Source organism: Pelomonas sp. CA6 (assembly GCF_022549225.1).
Classification (GTDB): domain Bacteria; phylum Pseudomonadota; class Gammaproteobacteria; order Burkholderiales; family Burkholderiaceae_C; genus Roseateles.
The window spans coordinates 121,894-141,341 of record NZ_JAKZFD010000010.1; the positions used below are offsets into that span (position 1 = coordinate 121,894).

General features: G+C 71.0%; 22 protein-coding genes. 1 reads left to right on the forward strand and 21 read right to left on the reverse strand.

Annotated features, from left to right (window positions below; all coding sequences use genetic code 11):
* The first annotated feature begins 2 nt into the window (after positions 1–2).
* Entirely contained in the window at positions 3–572 is a 570-nt protein-coding gene (gene greB, locus LZ017_RS16895) for a transcription elongation factor GreB (RefSeq protein ID WP_241398068.1), read from the forward strand.
* A 51-nt stretch (positions 573–623) separates the two neighbouring features.
* Here the strand turns inward: greB and LZ017_RS16900 are convergent, their stop codons facing one another.
* The 21 genes from LZ017_RS16900 to sctC all read right to left on the reverse strand — a co-directional run bounded on the left by LZ017_RS16900 (position 624) and on the right by sctC (position 19,362).
* Positions 624–2,885: a bifunctional (p)ppGpp synthetase/guanosine-3',5'-bis(diphosphate) 3'-pyrophosphohydrolase gene (locus LZ017_RS16900; RefSeq protein ID WP_241398069.1), complete on the reverse strand. Its 2,262-nt coding sequence runs from the start codon at positions 2,883–2,885 to the stop codon at positions 624–626.
* Between the two features lie 161 nt (positions 2,886–3,046).
* A complete protein-coding gene (gene rpoZ, locus LZ017_RS16905) occupies positions 3,047–3,250 on the reverse strand; it encodes a DNA-directed RNA polymerase subunit omega (RefSeq protein WP_241398070.1) in 204 nt (67 codons plus the stop codon).
* A 17-nt stretch (positions 3,251–3,267) separates the two neighbouring features.
* Positions 3,268–3,894 (reverse strand): guanylate kinase, encoded by a 627-nt coding sequence (gmk, locus tag LZ017_RS16910; protein ID WP_241398071.1) that lies wholly within the window; start codon positions 3,892–3,894, stop codon positions 3,268–3,270.
* A 93-nt stretch (positions 3,895–3,987) separates the two neighbouring features.
* Complete coding sequence (sctT, locus tag LZ017_RS16915) at positions 3,988–4,803, reverse strand: type III secretion system export apparatus subunit SctT (protein WP_241398072.1); 816 nt, start codon at positions 4,801–4,803, stop codon at positions 3,988–3,990.
* Between the two features lie 3 nt (positions 4,804–4,806).
* Entirely contained in the window at positions 4,807–5,082 is a 276-nt protein-coding gene (gene sctS / locus LZ017_RS16920; RefSeq protein ID WP_241398073.1) for a type III secretion system export apparatus subunit SctS, read from the reverse strand.
* 44 nt (positions 5,083–5,126) lie between these two features.
* Entirely contained in the window at positions 5,127–5,777 is a 651-nt protein-coding gene (gene sctR, locus LZ017_RS16925; protein ID WP_241398074.1) for a type III secretion system export apparatus subunit SctR, read from the reverse strand.
* A 14-nt stretch (positions 5,778–5,791) separates the two neighbouring features.
* Positions 5,792–6,652, reverse strand: coding sequence for a hypothetical protein (locus LZ017_RS16930; RefSeq protein WP_241398075.1), 861 nt, complete (start codon positions 6,650–6,652; stop codon positions 5,792–5,794).
* A complete protein-coding gene (locus LZ017_RS16935; RefSeq protein WP_241398076.1) occupies positions 6,649–7,320 on the reverse strand; it encodes a response regulator transcription factor in 672 nt (223 codons plus the stop codon). The genes LZ017_RS16930 and LZ017_RS16935 overlap by 4 nt, the downstream gene beginning before the upstream one ends.
* Positions 7,317–8,621 carry a sensor histidine kinase gene (locus LZ017_RS16940; protein ID WP_241398077.1) on the reverse strand — a complete coding sequence of 435 codons (1,305 nt, stop codon included), beginning with the start codon at positions 8,619–8,621 and terminating at the stop codon, positions 7,317–7,319. The genes LZ017_RS16935 and LZ017_RS16940 overlap by 4 nt, the downstream gene beginning before the upstream one ends.
* 12 nt (positions 8,622–8,633) lie before the next feature.
* Positions 8,634–9,590 (reverse strand): hypothetical protein, encoded by a 957-nt coding sequence (locus LZ017_RS16945; RefSeq protein WP_241398078.1) that lies wholly within the window; start codon positions 9,588–9,590, stop codon positions 8,634–8,636.
* Complete coding sequence (locus LZ017_RS16950) at positions 9,587–10,282, reverse strand: GNAT family N-acetyltransferase (RefSeq protein ID WP_241398079.1); 696 nt, start codon at positions 10,280–10,282, stop codon at positions 9,587–9,589. The genes LZ017_RS16945 and LZ017_RS16950 overlap by 4 nt, the downstream gene beginning before the upstream one ends.
* On the reverse strand, positions 10,254–10,997 hold the full coding sequence (locus LZ017_RS16955; protein WP_241398080.1) for a hypothetical protein: 744 nt from the start codon (positions 10,995–10,997) through the stop codon (positions 10,254–10,256). Before LZ017_RS16955 ends, LZ017_RS16950 begins: the two co-directional genes overlap by 29 nt.
* Before the next feature lie 140 nt (positions 10,998–11,137).
* Positions 11,138–11,698, reverse strand: coding sequence for a hypothetical protein (locus LZ017_RS16960; RefSeq protein ID WP_241398081.1), 561 nt, complete (start codon positions 11,696–11,698; stop codon positions 11,138–11,140).
* Between the two features lie 58 nt (positions 11,699–11,756).
* On the reverse strand, positions 11,757–13,085 hold the full coding sequence (locus tag LZ017_RS16965) for a FliI/YscN family ATPase (protein ID WP_277604745.1): 1,329 nt from the start codon (positions 13,083–13,085) through the stop codon (positions 11,757–11,759).
* Entirely contained in the window at positions 13,082–13,813 is a 732-nt protein-coding gene (locus LZ017_RS16970; protein WP_241398082.1) for a FliH/SctL family protein, read from the reverse strand. The genes LZ017_RS16965 and LZ017_RS16970 overlap by 4 nt, the downstream gene beginning before the upstream one ends.
* The gene (locus tag LZ017_RS16975; RefSeq protein WP_241398083.1) at positions 13,810–14,490 is read right to left on the reverse strand and encodes a hypothetical protein; all 681 of its coding nucleotides are present in this window, start codon (positions 14,488–14,490) and stop codon (positions 13,810–13,812) included. The genes LZ017_RS16970 and LZ017_RS16975 overlap by 4 nt, the downstream gene beginning before the upstream one ends.
* Complete coding sequence (sctJ, locus tag LZ017_RS16980) at positions 14,483–15,286, reverse strand: type III secretion system inner membrane ring lipoprotein SctJ (protein WP_241398084.1); 804 nt, start codon at positions 15,284–15,286, stop codon at positions 14,483–14,485. The genes LZ017_RS16975 and sctJ overlap by 8 nt, the downstream gene beginning before the upstream one ends.
* Positions 15,287–15,290: 4 nt before the next feature.
* On the reverse strand, positions 15,291–15,722 hold the full coding sequence (locus LZ017_RS16985) for a hypothetical protein (RefSeq protein WP_241398085.1): 432 nt from the start codon (positions 15,720–15,722) through the stop codon (positions 15,291–15,293).
* Entirely contained in the window at positions 15,719–16,012 is a 294-nt protein-coding gene (locus LZ017_RS16990) for a hypothetical protein (protein WP_241398086.1), read from the reverse strand. Before LZ017_RS16990 ends, LZ017_RS16985 begins: the two co-directional genes overlap by 4 nt.
* Before the next feature lie 45 nt (positions 16,013–16,057).
* Positions 16,058–17,428: a hypothetical protein gene (locus LZ017_RS16995; protein WP_241398087.1), complete on the reverse strand. Its 1,371-nt coding sequence runs from the start codon at positions 17,426–17,428 to the stop codon at positions 16,058–16,060.
* Positions 17,425–19,362 (reverse strand): type III secretion system outer membrane ring subunit SctC, encoded by a 1,938-nt coding sequence (gene sctC / locus LZ017_RS17000; RefSeq protein WP_241398088.1) that lies wholly within the window; start codon positions 19,360–19,362, stop codon positions 17,425–17,427. The genes LZ017_RS16995 and sctC overlap by 4 nt, the downstream gene beginning before the upstream one ends.
* Positions 19,363–19,448: the final 86 nt, after the last annotated feature.

Here is a 19,448-nt window from a genome sequence, read left to right on the forward strand (position 1 = left end):
CATTGAGCAAGGCATTCACCAAGGAAAGCGAACAAGACGACGAGGACGACGGCCCCGCGCTGCCGGCGCTGCCTCAGGGCACGCGCAACTACATGACGCCCGCCGGCTATGCGCGCTTGCGGGCAGAGTTCATGCAGTTGCTGGACGTCGAACGACCCAAGATCGTCGAAACCGTGTCCTGGGCGGCGAAGAATGGCGACCGCTCGGAGAACGGCGACTATCTGTATGGCAAGAAGCGCCTGCGCGAGATCGACCGCCGGCTGCGCTTTCTGACCAAGCGGCTGGACATCGCCGAGGTCGTGGACCCTAGCGCCCACCATGGCAGCGACCAGATCTTCTTCGGCGCCACGGTGACCTATGCCAATGGCCGCGGCGAAGAGCGGACCATCACGATCAAGGGCATCGACGAGGCGGATAGCCTGCAGGGCGAGGTCAGCTGGGTGTCGCCCATCGCGCGCACGCTGCTGAAGGCCCGCGAAGGCGACGAGTTGCAGCTGCTGACGCCGGGTGGCGTCGAGCAGATCGAGGTGCTGGAGGTGGTCTACCCCGCCCCCGGCGAGCCAGGGGCCTGAGCAACGCGCGACGCCGGCCCGCGGCGGCGTGCCGAGGGCGCAGGCTTGGGCTCAGGGCTTGACGCGCCAGACGCGCAGCACGGCCGGCGAACGCTTGATCGTGCGCAGCACGTCGGCCAGATGCAGGCGGTCGCGCACGCTGACCAGGATCTGCATCTCGGCGGTTTCGCGCAGCTGGCTCTCGTCGCTCATCGCGATGTGGGTGATGTCGGCCTCGGCGCTGCTGACCGCCATCGCGATCTGCGCCAGCACGCCCTTGCCATTGCGCATCAGCACGCCCACCGCGGCCTCGAAAGGGCGGGTGAGTTCTTCGGCCCAGGCCACGGCGATCCAGTGTTCGCTGTCGCGCTGGAATAGGCGGCGGCCCACGGCGCATTCCGCGGTGTGCACCACCAGACCCTCGCCGCGACCCAGATAGCCCTTGATGTCGTCGCCCGGAATCGGGCGGCAGCAATGCGCCAGCCGTACCGAGGCGGCCTCGGAACCATCCAGCAAGACCTGACCCTGGGCCGGTGCATCGTCGGCGGCAAAGCGGCCCATGCTCAGGAGCACCGCGTCCGGCCGCTGCCCCTGCTCGGCGAGCATGCGTGCGAGCTTTTTCGCGACGATGCTGGCGATCTTGCGGCCCAGCCCGACCTCCACCAGCAGCTCGTCGACATGGCGGTTACCGGCCCAGCGGGCCAACTCGTGCCACAGCTGGGCGGCGGCCTCGTCGTCGGAGGCCAGGCTGGGCAGGGCGAGGCCTTCGGCGCGCAGCGCCTGGGCCAGCATCTTGTAGCCGAGGTCGCGGCTTTCTTCCTGCTCCAGGTTCTTCAGGAAGTGACGGATCTTGGAGCGCGCCCGACCGGTGCGAACAAAAGACAGCCAGGCCGGGTTGGGGCTGGCGCCGGTGGCGGTGACGATTTCGATCACATCGCCGCTGCGCAGCTCGGTGCGCAGCGGCACCGGTTCGCCGTTGACCTTGGCGGCCACGCAGTGGTCGCCGACGTCGGAGTGGATCGCGTAAGCGAAGTCCACCGGCGTCGCCCCCTTGGGCAGCGCCATGATGCGGGACTTGGGCGTGAAAACATAGACCGCATCGGGGAAGAGGTCGATCTTCACATGCTCCAGGAACTCGCTGGCGTCGCGGGTTTCGTCCTGGATGTCCAGCAGCGACTGCAGCCAGCGCGAGCCCAGCTGCTGGGCCGACTGGCCTTCGCCCTTGGACTTGTACAGCCAGTGCGCGGCCACGCCCTTTTCGGCCACCATGTGCATCGCGGCGGTGCGCATCTGGAATTCCACCGGCGTGCCCAGCGGGCTGACCAGCGTGGTGTGCAGCGACTGATAGCCGTTGGGCTTGGGGATGGCGATGTAGTCCTTGAAGCGGCCCGGCTGCGGCTTGTAGAGCTGGTGCAGCACCCCCAGGGCCATGTAGCAATGCGGCAGGTCCTGCACGACCACGCGAAAGCCGAAGATGTCGCTGACCTTGGCGAAGCTGAGATGCTTCTCCTTCATCTTCTTGTAAATGGAGAACAGGGTCTTCTCGCGGCCCTGGATCTCCACCTTCAGTCCGGCCTCGGCAAAGGCGCGGGCGACGTCATGCTCGATGCGCGCGACGAGGTCGCGGCGGTGGCCGCGGGCCTTGTTCACTGCCTTGTCCAGGGCCGCATGACGCCAGGGATGGATGTAGCGGAACGAGAGTTCCTGCAGCTCGCGGTAGATCTCGTTCAGACCGAGTCGATGCGCGATGGGCGCATAGATGTCGAGGGTCTCGCGGGCGATGCGGCGGCTGCGGTCCGGCGTCATGGACTGCATGGTGCGCATGTTGTGCAGCCGGTCGGCCAGCTTGATCAGGATGACGCGCACATCGCGCGCCATCGCCAGCAGCATCTTGCGGAAGCTCTCCGCCTGAGACTCCTCGCGGGTGGAGAACTGCAGCTTGTCCAGTTTGGTGAGGCCGTCCACCAGTTCGGCGGTGGGGGCCTCGAAGCGTTCGATCAGCTCGGTCTTGGTGACGCCGCAATCCTCCATCGCGTCGTGCATCAGCGCGGCCATGATGGCCTGCGCGTCCAGCCGCCATTCGGCGCAGATGCCGGCGACGGCGATGGGATGGGTGATGTAGGGTTCGCCGCTGGCGCGGAACTGGCCCAGATGGGCCTCATCGGCGAACTTGTAGGCCTCGCGGATGCGCTTGAGGTCGCCCTTGGGCAGATAGCCCAGACGCTGGACCAGCGTGTCGAACGAAGAGGCCTCGACCGGCGCGGGCGCGGCCTTGGCGTGGTTGAAGCCCCCGAAAACGGGCAGGCGAGCAGCGGCGAACGAGCGGAGACCCATGGCCCGAATTTACCGCATGCCCGGGGCCTGCTCGGCGAGCGGGACTTGGTGCCGGCGGCGGGCTGCAACGAAAACGGGTGCCCGAGGCACCCGTGTCATGACGCTTCGCGGACCGGCGCCGGCGGCAGCAACCTGCCGCGCGCTCCGATCACGGCGCAGGCTCAGACCGGAACGCGGCGCAGCATCTCCACACCGACTTCGCCAGCGGCCACTTCGCGCAGCGCGGTCACGCCGGGCTTGTTCTTGCTTTCCAGCTTGGCACTGTGGCCCTGGCTCAGCATGCGGGCACGGTAGGTCGCGGCGAGCACCAGCTGGAAGCGGTTCGGGATCTTGGTCAGGCAGTCTTCGACGGTGATGCGGGCCATGTGGTTTCCAGTCAGGTTCAGTCTTCGATGAGATCCAGCGCGCGAAAGACCGCCGAGCGGTTGCGGCGCTGAGCCACGTATTTTAGCCGCTGTGCGTGGACGATGGCCTTCAGGTCGAAGAGGGCGGTCTCGAACAGGGCATTGATCACGACGAAATCGAAATGCCGCGCCTGCGCGACCTCATGGCGCGCGTTCTCCATGCGCTGCGCGATCACCGCCGGTTCGGTGTCGCCGCGGCGGATCAGGCGCTGCTTCAGCTCCTCCCAGCCGGGCGGCAGGATGAAAATCAGCACCGCATGGGGGAACAACTGCTTGATCTGCAGCGCCCCCTGGTAGTCGATCTCCAGCACCACGTCCTCGCCCTGGGCGATGCGCTGCTCGATCGCCGCGCGCGAGGTGCCATAGAGATTGCCATGCACCTCGGCCCACTCGAAGAACTCGCCGCGATCCACCATCGCGCGGAATTCCTCCGGCGAGATGAACAGGTACTCGCGGCCATGCTGCTCCTGGCCGCGCGGTGCGCGCGAGGTGTGGGAGACCGAAACGGCGAGCTTGGCGTCCAGTTCCAGCAGAGCCTTGACCAGACTGGACTTGCCGGCCCCGCTCGGGGCGGCCACCACAAAGAGATTGCCGGGATATTCCATGGACCGATTCTACCGACGGTGCTTCCACGTCGATTGGAGGCGCTGTTGGCCGGTCGTCTTCGGAGGCCACGCCCATTCGCGGCACCGGCCGGCCTACGCCTGGAACAGCTTGGGCAGCAGCAGCCTGAGGCTTTCCGGTTGTTCGAGCAGGTGGTCGGCCAGCACGCGGGCGAGGAAGGCCAGTTGCGCCCAGAGCAGCCACAGCACGGCCACGATCTTGAGCGAACTGGCGATGCTTTGCAGGTTCAGTTGCGGTGCGAAGCGATTGACCAGCCCCAGCGACAGGTCCATCACCCAGGCCAGGAGCATGGCCGGCGCCGCCACCACCAGGGCCAGCGTCATCAGTTGGCCGAAGGCGGTCTCGAAGAGCAGGGCGCTGCGCGGAACCAAGGTCAGCGACGGCGTGTTCACCGGCCATAGCGCATAGCTGTCCAGCAGCGTGCCGACCATCAGCATGAAACCGCCGGCGCTCATGAAGACCCAGCCCGCCAGCCGTGACAGCAAGGCACCGGTCAGCGAGGTCTGGTGACCGCCCAACGGGTCGACGATTTGCGCCATCGTGGCGCCAACCTTGGTGTCGATGATCTGGCCCGCCGCCTCGAAGGCCCACAGCATCACGCCCCAGAAGAAGCCGATCGCCACGCCGATGAAGATTTCCCGCCCGAAGCGAAGCACCAGTCCCCAGGCATCGCCCCAAGGCAGGCCGCCTTGCGCCAGCGCGGGTCCCTGCAGCGCGAGCGCCAGCGCGGCCAGGCTCATGAAGACGGCATTGCGCACCAGGGCGGGCACCACTTCCTGCGTGAACAGCGGGATCAGCAGGAAGGCGCCCATCACCCGTGCGGCACAGAGGCCCCACAGCAACAGCGATTGGGTGAGGCTCAACTGGCCGAGGAAGTCACCGCCGGTCATGGGCTAGCGCGGCCGGCTGACCAGGCTGGCAAAGTCGCTGAACACGCGGTCGGCGAACTGATAGAGACCACCGCCCAGCAGCGAGGCGGTGACGAACAGCGTCAGGACGATGGCGACGAACTTCAGCAGGTAGGGCAGCGTCTGCTCCTGCAACTGGGTGGCCGCCTGCACGAAGGCCACCAGCAGCCCGACCACGGCGGCCAGGATGATGGGCGGGGCCGACAGCAGCAGCACATACCACAGCGCCTGCTGGGTGAGCTGGATCACTTCGGCGCGCATGGGGGGCTCCGGAAGAAGGGCGGGCTGTTCGTCATCGCGATGTCTCAGTGGTAGGTCAGCACCAGGCCGTGGACCAGCTTCACCCAGCCGTCGATGAGCACGAACAGAAGCAGCTTGAAGGGAAGGGACACGGTGGTGGGCGAAAGCATCTGCATGCCCATGGCCATGAGGATGTTGGCGATGACCAGGTCGATCACCAGGAAGGGCAGGAAGATCAGGAAGCCGATCTCGAAGGCCACCGACAGCTCGCTGACGGTGAAGGCGGGCACCACGACGATGAAGTCGCGGTCGGTCAGGGCCTGGGCGGAGGCCGGGTCCAGCGCATTGCGGGCGGTCTTGAGGAAGAAGGCCCGCTCCATCGGCCGGGTATGCCTGACAAGAAAATCGCGCAGCGGTTCCTTGGCCTGATCAACCGCGGCCAGCATGGCCTTGGTGTCACTGCCGAGCGGCCGGTCGCCCAAGCGCTGCTGCATCTGCACGCCAACGGGGTACATCACGTACAGACTCAGTACCAGCGCCAGGCCATTGAGCACGATGTTGGGTGGCGTCTGCTGCAGTGCGAGCGCATTACGCAGCAGGCCGAAGACGACCACCAGCTTGGTGAAGGACGTCACCATCACCGCCACGAACGGGGCCAGAGCCAGGAAGATGACCGTCAGCAGCGCCGAGGCCGGGGAGAAGGTGGAGAGATCCATGGCAGGCGTGCGACTCAGGAGGCGCCAGGCGGCGTGGCGGTCCGCCCAGCTGCCGAAACGGACGGAAGTCTCTGGCCGACCCGTAGCGCGTGGCCACGACCCCAGGGGATGAGCTCGCCGCGCGCGAGCGGTCTGATCTTCGGACGGCCGGCTTCGTCCGTGTCGACGAGTTGGAGCTCGGCCGACCGGGCGAGCCGCAGGCGGCCGGGCGGCGATGTCCGCCATCCGGCCAGCAGGGGCAGCGGCACGGTGTCGGGAAGCCGCATCGTCAGCTGCAAATGGGGCCCGCCATCATCGGCGCTCCGCGGCAGCGCCAGCGGGGCCGGCCAGGCCTGCGCGCCATCGCAGCACAGCGCAACCCCTTCATCGGCGTGGTCGCCCGCGCTGGCCAGGCGCAAGGCAATCGGCCATTGCGGCCGGAAGCTGTCTTCCAACAGCAGCACGCTGCCCTCGACCAGGCCGTCCATCCCTTCCGGCGGCGGCGCTTGCATGGCAAGCATGAGCACCGCCTCGACGCCTGGCCACTGCAGCCCGAGGGCCGCGGGCGGCGGCTCCACACGGCGCAGCAGCGGCAGCGGGAGGCCGATGGCGCGCACGGTGGCGCCGTTGGCGTCGACAACGCGGCCCCACAGGCGCGGACCCTCCGGTGGCGTGTCAGCCGGCTGCCAGTCCACGCCATGCGTGGGCGCCAGCCAGTCGTCGATGCCGTCCAGCCAGTCGGCCGACGCCTGCAGCGCGATGGCCGCCGACAGTGCATCGGTCGCGGGCCCGCCCAGCGCCAGCACGAGGCTCGTGTCGTCCACTCGCGCCGACCATCGCATGAGGGGCGCTGGCATCGTCTCGGCGGCGGGGGGCTGGCGGTCGGTCGCCGTCATGCCTGCCGGCTGACCATCATTCGGGTCAGGTCCGCCACTGACTTCGCCCCCATCTTGGTCATGCCGCGCGCACGGTAGAGCTCGATGGTCTTGACCGACAGGTTCATGCGGTCGGCAATGTTCTTGTTGTAGATGCCCTGGATGACCAGGGCGAGCACCTCCCGCTCGCGGGGTGCCAGCGAGGACTCGCGGCGCAGGAACTCCTCGCGCGCGGCCTGGAGGTCCGGCGGCAGCTCGGCCGACTCGGTCGGCACGGCGCTGGCAGCCGCCTGGGCGGTCGGCGACAGGGCCGCCTGCAGCGCTTCCAGCAGGGCGCTCTCATCCAGCGGCTTCTCCAGGAAGCTCACCGCGCCCTTGCGCATCGCCCGCACCGCCAGGGCGACATCGGCATGGCCGCTCATGTAGATCACCGGCAGCCGCAGCCCCTCGGCCTGCATGCGGTCATGCAGGTCCAGGCCGGAGATGTCGGGCATCCGGACATCCATGAGCACACAGCCCAACCGGCCGGCGGGATGGGCCGACAGCGCCTCCAGTGCCTGGTGGGGGTCTCCGAGCGAGCGCACGGCATAGCCCGCGGCATCGAGCCAGAACTCGGCGGAGGCCCGGAAGTCGGCGTTGTCGTCGACCAGATACACCTGTGGGGTGGCGGACGCGGCAAGGGGGTTCATGGGGTGAAAGCTCCGGTCGTAAGGGCCTTCGCGACGGTGGGCGCCGCGTTGGCGACGATGGACGGTGTCACGTCGGTGGCGGTGGAGGCGGCGGTGCAGGTGGGCAGCTCGACGTGGAAGCTGCAGCCGCGATCGGCATTGCGACTGAACCAGAGCCGGCCTTGATGCAGTTCGACGAAGGAGCGGCAGATGGTCAGCCCCACGCCCATGCCGGTTGGCTTGGTCGAATTGAAGGGCACGAACAGTCGGCTCTCGGCCCCTTCGGAGAGGCCGGCGCCGTTGTCTCGCACCGTCAGCGTGGCCGTGCCTGCGTCGTCCCGGCGCAGGGACAGCGTCAGCAGCGGTCGCTCCGGCGGCGCCTCGCGCAGCGCATCCAAGGCATTACGCATCAGGTTGACCAGCACCTGCTGCAGCATGGTCGGATCGCCGCGGGTCGTGATGGGGGCCGTGGTGGCCGGCGGCGCCGTGTCCGGGAGGGACGCTGCCGCGCCGCTTGCCGGGGCGGGAGTCGAGGCCGGCAGATCCAGTTCGAGGCGCACCCCGCTGCGCTGCAGATCCCAGTCGAGCAAGGCCGCCGATTCCCGCGCCAGCGCAGCGATGTCGACGCGCTGCTGACGCGGCTGGCGGGAGTGGGTGAACTCCCGTACCCGGGCAATGACGCGGGCGGCAAACATCAGCTGTTCCAGCGCTTGATCCAGCGCGGCTGACTCCCGCGGCGCCAGCGCGGCCGTGCCGCTGCGCCGGCCCAGCCGCATGCGCAGTCCGCGCAGCAGGTTGCTGGCTGCGCCGATCGGCTGGTTCAGCTCATGGGCCAGGGTGGTGGCCATCTCGCCGACGGAGATCACACGCGAGGTGAACAGCAGCTGCTCCCGATCGTCCAGCTGCCGCCTCAGCGTCTCGACCCGCTCGCGGCGATCGCGCAACCGCAGCAGGAGCCGGCCATCGGAACAGAAGCGGGCGCGCGCCTCCCAGGCGGCATCGGGGCCGAGCGGCAGATCGAACCCGGCGGCGGTTGAGCGCGGAGACAGCGTCGCGAGTGCGGCGCCCAGGCCGGGCAGGGCCGCGTCCAGCGCGTCCAGGTCGGTGGGCTGCGCCAGTGCGGGGCAGGCCGCCCGCCAAGCCGCCGATGTCCAGGGTGGTGCAGCGCCGGACAGGTCCAGCAGCAGCGCAGGTTCCTCGAGCAAATCCAGGCAGGACTCGAGGTCGCAGGGGCCATGGTCACGGGCGTGGCCCTGCGGTCCACCGTCGGGGGCATGGGACGCGTCGCCATGCAGGGTCAGGGGGTCAAGGGGATGTGGCATCTCGGCCTCCGCTCAGTCGTCCATCCAGCAGCCGCGGCTGGCCAGCAGCCACAGGCTCCATTGGTGGCCCAGGGCCGAGCGGAAGGCCGCGCCCCGGTCCAGTCGCACGCCCAGCCGTTCCCAGCGCCGTTCGCCCTCCAACACCGGGCCGATCTGCACGGCGACGCTGGCGCGCGTCTCGCCTGGGCCTGGGCTGGGTCTGAGCTGCCAGCCCTGTCCCGACTCGGCCGCCTTGACCGCGCGCGCCTGCAGCCACGCCGACGCCGCCGGTGGCTCGCCCGCCCAGTACATGCGCGCTGGCCAGCGTGCGCCGGCCAGGACCAAGCCCTGGGGGCCGCGCCGTCCCGTCACCAGCGCGGCCCAGGCGGGGGCGCCGGCGTTGGCCGGATCGGCGTCCGGCGCTGCCGCCTCGCCCTCGCGGGCCGGCTCCGCCATGCCGCACAGGACCAGCACCTGGCGCCCGGCCGTCCATTGCGCGAAGGCGGTCTCCAGGGCCGCGCGGGCGTCAGCGCCGGGACTGCGCGCCCAGCGCCGGGCCAGCCGCTGCAGCCAGTCGGCCTCGGCCGCGCGCGGCCGCGGGCCGGATGACGTCCCGTGGTCGGTGTCGGCGTCGAGCGCTTCGCGGCGATCGGTCTGCCGTGCATCGCCGGCCGGCTCGTGGCCGCCGTCCGGATCCTGCTCCTGTTGGCGGTGTGCGGCTTCGCGCTCGGCCGGCCCCTTGGGCGGCGGCCAGGCCAGTCCGGGAGGCAAGGCACCCAGGCGCAGCTCGCTCAGGCGCATGGGCGTGGCGGCCAGCTCCGGCGCGACCGGCGCGGGCGTGGCGACCGGCACTGGGTCTTCGCGGGTTTCCGCGGCCGCATGCGCGGGTGCCAGCGGCGCCGCCATCTGTTCCTGCGCCTGCCGCCACAGGCCCAGGCTGCCGGCCCCCATGGCCTCGATGGCGGGCACGCTCAGCGGGGACCCACTCATGCGCAGGACTCCTCGTCGCCTGGCTGCCCGTCCCGCTGCCGCCGGGTTCGCGCGGCGCGCAGCCGCTCGCGGCGCGACAGGCGGCGCCAGGCGCGCCAATGGTCGGCCTCGATGGCGGCGTAGAGGCCGAGGCGTCCGTCGTAGTCGTCTTCGCCCCGTTCGCTGAAGCCCAGCGCGGCCAGGCAGGCACGGGCCGACCGGTTGGCCGGATCGCAGGTGGCCCAGACGCGGGTCAGGTCGAGCCGATCCACCGCGTGGTCCAGCAACAGCTCGCCGCCTTCCATCGCCAGGGCACCCCCCCAGGCCTCGGGCACCAGCCGGCTGCCCAGTTCGACCGCGTCCTCGCCGCGGCTGGGCAGCGGCATCAGGTTGAACCAGCCGACGAAGCGCGCCGCCCCGGCGCCAACTTGCGCGGACGAGGCATGCCAGATGCCCAGTCCTTCACGGGCCCGGTAGAAGTGGCTGATGTTGACCAGGAACTGCAGCGCGGTGATTCCCCGGTCCAAGGGCTGATCATCCAACAGGTGGGCCCGCAGGCGCGGATCGGCATGCATGCGCATCAGGTCGCCCAAGTCGTTGGCGCAGAACTCGCGCAGGTGCAGACGCTCGCCTCGCAGCCAGGGCGAGGGCGGCCGGGCGGTGCGCGCCAGGTCGGGACGCTCATCAGTGGCGGCGGACAGGGGCGATGCCATGGCCATCCGCCTCATCGGCGTCTCCTGCAGGGTCATCGGTAGCACCTCCCGCGGCGCCATGAGCCCCTCGATTCGCGACTGCGTCATCGCTTTCATGAACATCTCCCTCGCAAGTGCCCCGGATGTGCAAGCTGCTGACGGCGATGCCGCCACGGGCCAGACGCGCCGCCAGCCGATCCTGGTGCGCCGCGGCCAGCGTGGTTGCCTCGGACAGCTGGACCTGCAGCGTCCAGCCCGGCAGCGCCACGCTGGCGGCCGAGGCCGGGCGCTCCGCGTGGATCACGACGGGGGTCAGGACTTGCCCGTTGCTCACCTCGAGCTGCCAGCGCTGCGGCAGGCTTTCGGGCTGTCGGGCCAGAGCCAGCAGGGTGGCGCTGGGCGGCAGCACGTCGGCGACCGGCAAAGGGGGCGGCAGAAAGCTCGCATTGCGCCAGCCCATCGGGAGCGGCCAGGGGACTGGCGCCGCGGCGGTCTCGGATGCGACCGGGGCGGCCGACGTCAGATCCTTCGGGGCGGCGTCGCGCGGCGCCGATCCGCCGGACCCGCGGTGTGCGCCACGGCTGACAGAACGCCCGGGCTCGGTGGCCGGCTCGTCGCCTGAGCGGCCGTGTCCCGCCGTCGGCGGGTGATCCGGTGGCGTCCAGCCGGCGGGCCGCGGCGGCAGTTCCATATCGGATTGCCGCGCGCCGAGTGCGCGCTGCCAGGACGCCTCCATCGGTCCCGCGCCGCGGGCATCAGCCTCTCCTCCCCTGGCGTTGGCCGGGCATCGCCCAGGGCCCGCCCCGAGCCGGTCTTGCAGAGCCTCGGGGCCAGTGCACGATGGCCATCCCATCGGGCCTCCCGTCGCGCGTACATTCATCGGCGGCCTCCCGCGCTGGCGTCCTCTCGCTCGCCGTCCTGGCGGCGCTCGGCGTCATGGTCGCGTTGCCGAGCGTGGGCGCGGCCCAGGTCAAGCGCCAGTGCCTCCCTCATCTCGCCGCGCACGCAGGCGCGCTGGCATTCGGCCAGGTGGTCCTGGGCTTGCTCCAGCACCTGTTCGTCGTTGATCAAGGCGTACTCCTCGCGTTCCAGTTGTTCTTCCAGCCAGGCCCGGTGGGCGCCCACGCAGGCACTCCAGCGCGGGAGTTGCGCCGACAGCGCACCGACCAAGCCGGCCATCAGCCGCTGCCGTGCCGCGCGGAGGCCGGCCAGCTTCTCCCGGCGCCGCTCCAGGGCTTGCCGCGCGCGGTCGACCGCCGCGGCCGCCGCTGCGGCTTCGGCCTGTGCCCGGCGCCGCTGCAGGCTGCGCAGTTGCAACAGCTGGCGGCCGGCTGCCGGCAACAGTCTGCGACCCAGCTCGTCGAGCAGCTGCGGATCGACCCCGCTTGTGGCCACGCCGTGGCTGGCGCCCACGGACCCCGGCGTTGGCGCGCTCACCGGACGGCCCTCCGCACGGGGCGCCCGGCGGCTCGCTGTAGGGAACGAGCCGGTGTGCTCATGTGACCGCCTCCAGGAGCGCACGCCGCGCCGCGTCCCAGTCGGCGTGCTCATTGCCGGCCTGGCGCAGCAGGCTTTGCATGGCGGCATGACGGGCGATGGCCTCGTCGGCGAGCGGGTCGCTGCCGGCACGGTATTCGCCAACGCGCAGCAGGAATTCGATGTCCGCATGACGGGCCAGCAGCTCCCGCAGACGGCCCGCGGCGCGCTGGTGATCCGCGTCCACCACCCGCGAGAACACACGGCTGGCACTTGCCAGCACGTCGATGGCTGGATAGTGGTGGGCCTGGGCCAGCTTGCGCGACAGCTGCACATGGCCGTCCAGCAACGAGCGCACTTCCTCGGCGATCGGGTCTTCGCCGCTCTCGTCCTCCGCCAGTACCGTGTAGAAGGCGGTGATCGAACTCCGGTCATCGTTGCCGGCGCGCTCGAACAGCTTCGGCAGTTCCGCGAAGACCGACGGTGGATAGCCACGCCGCACGGGAGGCTCGCCGGCCGACAGGCCCAGCTCCCGCAGCGCGCGCGCATGCCGGGTGACCGAATCCATCATCAGCAGCACCCGCCGGCCCTGCGCCCGGAAGCCCTCGGCGATGGCGGTGGCGGCGACGGCCGCGCGGGCGCGTTCCAGCGCCGGCCGTTCGGATGTGGCCACCACCACCACCGATCGCGCCAGGCCCCGTGGGCCGAGTGCCTCGTCGATGAATTCGCGCACCTCGCGACCCCGCTCACCGATCAAGGCGATGACGTTGACGTCGGCCTGGGCGTGCCGGGCCAGCATGCCCAGCAGGGTGGACTTCCCGCCGCCGGCCATGGCGAAGACGCCCACGCGCTGGCCCTCGCCCACCGTGAGCGTGGCGTCGATCGCCCGGATGCCGGTGGGGAAGGGGCGATCGACCGGGCGGCGGGCCAACGGGTGGGGGGCATCGCGATAGAGGGGCGTACGGCTGCAGCGGGGCAACGGCCGGCCATCAATGGGGCGGCCCAGGCCGTCCAGCACCCGACCGAGCAAGGCGATGTCGCAGGGAACGCTGGCGGGCGCCTCGTCGACGCTGACCTGCGCCCCGACCGGCAGGTGCAGCAACGGCCCCAGCGGCGCGAGCAGCAGTTCGCCGTCGGCATAGCCGATGACTTCGGCAAACAGGCCCTCGCCCGGCTCGTCGTGCGCCGGATCGACGACGCGGCAGACCTGGCCAATGCGGGCCCGCAGGCCGCGCGCCTTGAGCAGCGTGCCAACGGCCTGCACGATGCGGCCGCGTTCCTGCAAGGGCTGCGCATGGCGCAGGCTTTGCAGCAGCCCGGAGGCGTGGGAAGACGGCGTGTCCATCATGCGGCGCGCTCCGGGTCGGTGGCGGTGGGGGCATGCGGAGGCACAGCGGCTGACGTCGATGGCCATGCCGACGCCGATGCCGACGCTCGCGCAACGCCGGGCGGGGCATTCAGGTTCAGGCCCCAGGCACTGGCCAATCGCCCCAGCTGGCTCTCGAGTGCCGCATCGACCTCACCATGCGGGCCGGCCAGGTGGCAGCCGCCGGCCGGCAGCGCCGCGTCCCCGACCACCGACCAGCGCAGGTCCCGGCCGTCGTCCAGCAGCGCGCGTACCGCCTGCTCCTGCGCCGCGGGCACGCGCAGGACAATGTCCGGCGCATCCGGCAACGCCTGGCGCGCCGCCTCGCGGGCCAGCCGGGCCAGTTGCTCGGCCTCGGGCAATTGGCCGATCAGCTTGCGGGCCACCTGCAGTGCGAGCAGGGCCACATCCGATTGACTCGCCCGTCCGGCTGTATCGGCGGCCTTTGCCGCGGCAGCCAGGGCGTCGAGGGCCACCTGGCGCGCGAGTGCCAGACCTTCGCGGCGGCCTTCGTCCAGGCCCTGCCGCCAGCCTTCGGCGGCGGCTTGCGCTCGTGCTTCTTCGGCGCTGGCCGCCTGGGTCGACGTCATCTCGATCAAGCACGCGCAGAGCGCGTGAACATCGTCGAAGGCGCGTACCTCGTCGGGAGAGAACAGCCGTCGGCTGGATGACAGCGCCAAGCCTTCGCCATGCCAGAGCAAGTAGTTCATGCGCCGGCCTCCCCGGCGCCTTCGGTGTCCGCGCGCTCTCCGCGGCGGGCGGTGGCGGGCACCGGCGGCGCCGCTAGCAGCGTCGCACGCCGCAACAGGGCCTGGGCATGGGCGGTCGGCATCATCAGCTCCGCCAGTGGGGCCAGCGCCTGGCTGGCGGCATGCCGCAGGGCGCCATGCGGCAGGGTGCAGGCCAGCACGGCGGCACCGCAGTTGCGCAGCAGCGTCGCGACGCCGTTGACCACGGTGGCGCCGGGCGCGGACTGCTGCGGCCAGTCCGGCAGACCCGGAGGCAGCGCGGCCCCCTGCTGCCAGGCGTCGTCCTTCAGCAGCGCCCGGTAGAACCCGTCGCCCAGCGCCGCGCGCAGAGCTTGCACCCGCGGCGCATCGATCCAGCGCCGCAGTGCCGGGGCGCAGAAGACGGCACCGACGCGCCGCTGGAGCGTCAGCAACGCGTCGTCGGGCAAGGCCAGCCAGACGGGCGGCAACGCCGGGGCCGCCGTGGCGACGGGGCGCACGCAGGCCGTCCCGCCGAAGGCCTGTTCCAGTGCGGGCCAGCTCAGCGCTGCGGCCGCGGCTGGGGCCGATCGTTGCAGCCGCTCGGCAATGCGGGCCCTTTGCGCCCGTCGCAGCCGCAGCGCCTGACGCGCCGGCGAGAGATCGAGGGCTTCATCCATGGGGGCGCTCCGGCTGCACGACCAGGGTGGGCTCGAGGGCGCTGGCCTGGCTGGCTGCCGTGGGGCGGCGACGGGCGCGCAAGCCGAGGGCCGCGCCGACCAGCAGCGCGCCTGCCGCGGCCATCGACCAAGGCAGCCAGGCCGGCACGCCCGACGCCTCGCGCGGGCCGCGGGGGGGCACGCCGGCCGGAGCCACCGGACTTTGCGACGGCAGCGCGGGGAAGAGGGCCACGGTGACCTTGTCTGCCGGCAGGCCCTCCACGCTGTTGAGCACCAGCGCGCGGATCTTGGGCGTGAGTGCCTGCAGGTCCACGTCCGGCCGGTGTTTGATGAAGACGGATGCAGCGGCGGGTTGCGGCTTGTCATCCAGCGGGTGCTTCTCCGGCACCACCAGGTGGACCCGCGCCGAGACCACGCCGTCGATGCTGGCCACCGTGTTGGACAACTCCTGCGACAGCGCATACAGCAGCCGCGCCCTCTCCTCCAGCGGCGTCGAGACGAAGCCCTCGCGCTTGAAGACGTGGCCCAGCGAGTCGAAGCTCTCGCGCGGCAGGCCCTGTGCGCGCATCAGCTGCACCGCAGCGGAGAAATCGTCGGCGCCGACATGCACCGCATAGGCCTTGTCCTCACGCACCTTCTGCGCGGGGAGACCGGCCTCGCGCAGCGCGGCAACCACCTCGTTGGCCTGGCGCTCGGTCAGGTCTCCGTAGAGCGTTTGCTCCTTGCAGGCGACCAGCAGCAGCGTCGCCGCCAGCAGCGCCGCAGCGGCGCGATTCATGCGGGGCAGTCGGCGCATCGCATCACCCTTGTTGGCGGAAGAGTTGCTGCAGCCCGTCCGATCCGCGGTTGGCGATGTTGGAGGTGAGCTGGCAATGGAACATGAACTCCTGGCAACGCAGCGTCAGGTGGACCACGTCGCCCGGTCGCATCTCACTGCCCGCCAGCCGTGCCGACTCGGCCAGACGGCCCAGCCGTTCAGCTTCGGCATTGATGTGGTCGAAGGGCTTCATGATCTGCGCCGCCACCTCGGAGACCGGCGCCATGCGGGCGGCCGCCGGGGTGTCGGTCGCTCCGGCGCCGCGCATCTCTGCGCGGCGCAAGGCCTGCTCGAAGCCGCCAATGTCGGCCAGCGATACGCCATAGCCGGCGCGAGCCGAGGCGCCGGTGCCGTCGACGCCGGGCGCGCCGGCGGACGATACGGCCGGCAGGCCGAGCACTGCGAGGGCGGTCATTGCTTGCGGGCCATGGTTTCCAGCGCCGAGCCGACCGAAGCCAGCGCCGTGTGGGACGAATTGCTGAGGAAGCCCATCTCCAGGGACATCGCGGTCAGCTGGGTGATGTCGGCCGGCTTGTCGGCCTGGGCGGCGCCGATCTGGGCAGACTTGTCGCTGATCTGGTCGGCCTTGGCGTCCAGTGCCTTGCCCCAGGCCTCGGCCATCGCTTCGAACCAGCTGCCGCTGCCTTGGGTGCCGCTGCTGCCGCCGGTGGTGTTGAGGAGGGCGTTGCGTTGGATCGTGTTCATGAAAGCTCCTTGGGTGGTGGTTGAAGGGATGGGGGCGGGAGATCTTCAGAAATCGATGCGGGTCTGTGCGCCGTCGCGCTCCAGCAGCAGCGCCTGCGGCTGTACCTCCGCCACCCGATGGCCGCTGGGCAGCACCGCGCCGACGAAGTAGCGGGCACCATCCGCCGTGACGAGATGGGGCAGGGGGCCCTGGCTGACCAAGGTGACGATGCGCTTGCCAGGCTCGCCGCCAGTGGCCGGCAAGCTGGGCGAAACGGGGCGCGCCGATTCGGTGGCGCTGGCGGCGGCCGGCGCCGGGCGGGCCGCTGCAACCGTCGCCGCGGGGGCGATCAACTGGCGCAGCTGCGGCAATGCGGCGCGCACATCGGCCATGGCGCGGTCGATCCGCTCGGCAGGCAGTCCCGCGGTGTTGCCTTCGAGCCGTACTTCGCCCGGGCCGGTCACGACCGCGCGCCAGGACAGGCCGGCCAGCTGCAGTGCCTCCTCGACGTTGGCGGCCAGGACCTCGTCGACCTGCACCTGCCAGCGCGGTGCCCCGGGCCAGGCGGTGAGCCGGCTGCGCATGCGCTCGGCCTGGGCACGGGAGGCCACGCGGCCGACGAACTGGGGCCGGCCGGCGCCGTCGAGTTCGATGCGCAGGCCGGAAAAATCGGCGTCCTGCAGCAGTGCCTGCTGCTGGGCCGGGCTGAGCGCTGGCGCCATGGCGGCCGAGGGGGCGGTCGGCATGGTGAACCCCAGCGCCCACACCAGGCCCGCCCCACCCAGCACCGCACCACCGCCTGCAAGCCAGGCGTCCAGGCCGCTGCGCGGCGCGGCAAGGACGGCCGCCGGTTCATCGTTCGACGTCTCCACGGGAGCCGCTTCGCTCTCCTGTGGTGCAGGCGGCGAGAGCGACCAGATCGACACCGCAGGATCTCCGAAGGCGATGGCCAGGCAGTCGCCCAACTCCATGGCCACGCCGGGAGACCAGTCGAAGCCTTGGCCCGGCCCCCGACAATCGCCGCCGACGGCCACCTGGCCTTCGAGGACGTCGCACCACGCCAGTCCCGTGGACCGCAGTGTCAGCCGCAATCGCACTGGCGTGTCGCCGTGCAGTTGCAGACCGGTGGCTTGGGGCTCGTGTCCCGTCGCCTCGTCCTCGAGCGGTGTGTCGCCGTCGTCCCGGTGCACGCTCAACGTCCAGGTCTGTCCCCCAGCGGGCCAACGCACGGCCGCGCCGGCCTGCGGGCCGGACAGCACGCGCAGCTCGAAGTGGCTGGACAGGTCGCCCGCGCCGCCCGTCCATGGAACCGCGGCGGAGCCTGGACTGGCCGATTCGATTGCCTGCGCCGAGGCGGATGGAGGCTTGCCCGGCGGCAGGTTGGACTCGGGCCGCGCGCTCGTCCGCGGCGCGTGTTGCGGATGGCGCGCGCTCATCGCATCTCTCCACGCGCCGGGGCGGCGCTGTTCGCGGTCGGCTCCGGCGGCAGTGCGACCGGTTGTGCGGTTCCGGGTTCGCGCAGCGGCTGTGTGGTGGCCGGCGATGCCGCCTCGGTCGCCGGCCCGGACGGGGGGGCGGCTTGCGGCACCGTGGCGCTGCCGGAGGACAGTGGAGCGCTGCCCGCTGGCGGCGGCGCCGCGCCGCGCAGCGGGTTGTCGCCGGCCGGTCGCCCGGCGGGCGCCAGCCGTGGCGTGATCAGAAACATGCGTTCGATGCGCTGCCGCTGATCGGTGTTGGTGCGGAACAGATGACCCAGCACCGGCACGTCGCCCAGCACTGGCACCTTGGTCGAGCCCGTGCTGCTGCTGTCGCGCACCATGCCGCCGATCAGCAGGCTCTCGCCTTCGGTGATCAGGGCCTGGGTCTGGATGGTGGAGCGCTCCACCACCGGGATCTGGTCCACCTGGGCCGCGGTCATGTTGCCGTCCTCCACCTGCACCAGCAGCTTGATGCGGGTGCGCTCCCGGTCGGTGAAGACGTGGGGCGTCACCCGCAAGGAGGTGCCGGCGGTGACATTGAACAGGTCCACCTGCTCGCGCCCCGCGACGCGCACATAGAACGTGGAGCTGCTGTCGAAGATGGCCTCGACATTGGACAGCGTCAGGACCTGCGGGCTGGAGACCACGCGGGCGGCTCCGTCCTCCTGTAGGGCGCTGATGCGGGCGACAAAATTGTTGCGGTTGCCCAGCACCGCCGAGATGAAGCCTCCCTTGCCGCGCGGAGTGACCTCACGGTTGCCGCGCAAGGCCAGGTCGCTGGCGCTGCCGTTGCCGAAGAGGAATTCGCTGCCCCCGGGGCTCGACCAGCGCCAGTTGATACCCAGTTCCCGCAGTCGATCGGTGTTGATGTCGATGACGGTGGCCTCGATCTCCAGCGCCTGCGGTTCGATGTCCAGCGCCTGGATCAGCGCGGCGTAGCGGTCCAGGCGATCGGGCTGGTCGCGCACGATAACCGCGTTCAGCCGCGGATCGGCCTCGATGCGCGGGCCTGCCGCGGCCGTCGGTACGGCGGGGGGCGCTGCCGCCTCGCGGCCGCGCAGGACACCGGGTTGTTGCAGAGCTGCCTGCATCAGCTCGGCCTCGCCGCGGGCCGGCGCGCCGTAATCCTGGGCGAGGGCACCTTGGTGGCCCAGGCCCAGGGTGCCGCCGCCGTTCCCGCCGGCCGCCTGGGCGGCCAAGCCCTGGCCGCGTAGGCCGGGCACGGTACTCGGCCGCTCGCGCGCGGCCGGGGCGTTGCCGCCGCCCTGTACGCCCACCAAGGTACGCAGGATGGAGGCAACACCTGGCACGTTGACTGGGCGGCCGCCGGTGGACATGGAAACGTCCTGAGCCCAGGCATAGCGAAGGTAGTAGACGCGGAAGTCCTCCCGGCCTGTGGCGGCGACGGTGGAGGCGGGCGGCTGCGAGGGGTCGTTGGCCCGGACCAGCTCGGCCACCATCTCGATGAAGGCCGGATGGCCGCGTGCCACCAGGGTTCCGTCCGCGCCGCGGCGCAGGGTGTTCTGCGCATCGGTCAGCTGCAGTTCCTCGGCATTGCGCAAGGTGCGCTGCAAGGCCAGCGGGCCCAGCGGGAACTGCCGCTGCTGGACCTCCCTCGACGGCGCCACGTGGGTGACCAGCCCGTCGTGGAACAGCACCAGGCCGTAGGCGCGTGCGATCTCCTGAACCAGGGTCTGGGCCGGCATGCGAAAACGACCGCTGACCTGGCCATTCAGGTTGGGGCTGATGGCCACCGGCGAGTCGACCTGGGCGAAGACGTTTTCCAGAAAGGCGCCCAGCGGCTGCTCGCGCGCGCTCACCACCACCGGCTTGGCGCCCTGGCTCCAAGGCACCGCCGCCGGCACCGGCGCGGTCACAACGGCCAGGGCCATCGCCCATGCGCGCGGTGCCAGGAAGGACGGATGAAGCGGGCGTGAACGGATCATCGGCAGAGACATGGCGTTTTCCGGGAAGCGCT